The 451-nt window shown below is 44.3% G+C and carries 1 protein-coding gene; it reads right to left on the bottom strand.

Annotated features, from left to right (window positions below):
• Positions 1-141: 141 nt before the first annotated feature.
• On the bottom strand, positions 142-451 hold a 310-nt coding region (locus tag EG885_RS22995; RefSeq protein ID WP_165571281.1), incomplete at its 5' end, for a hypothetical protein.

Genomic DNA, 451 nt, shown 5'->3' with positions numbered 1-451 from the left:
GTCAGTCTGAATCTCAGCCATCAAGTCATCGAGCGTCTGTACAATGTCTTGCTCATCCTCTGGCGAATCATCAAGCTCATAGCCAGACATGTCTAAAAGCTTAAAAGCTCGGTCAACTATGTCTCGCTTAGTGATCATGATTTACTCGCTGTCTTGTGCTTTTTGGACTAAATCTGACTTGCTATCACGTGCTTTATACTCAACTTTCCGCTGGTCTAATAGCGCTCGCAGCTCATCAGCGGTCATCTCGTCATAAGAGACCTTGCCATCGCCGTCGGTGTCTTTAGCGGTCTCATAGATGGCCAGCTTATCTTTCAGATCTTTAACCTTCACCTCATAACCTGCAATCTCAGTTAACGCAGTGGATAGCTGCAATTCAAGTTCTTTGTGGCGCTCTTTTAGTTCTTTGTTTTCAGTTTTTAGCTGTTCAACGTGTTCTTTAAGCTGTAGC

The sequence above is a fragment of the Paracoccus nototheniae genome (assembly GCF_004335005.1).
In the GTDB taxonomy this organism is placed as follows: Bacteria; Pseudomonadota; Alphaproteobacteria; order Rhodobacterales; family Rhodobacteraceae; genus Paracoccus; species Paracoccus nototheniae.
This window is presented reverse-complemented; position numbering and strand designations above follow the sequence as displayed.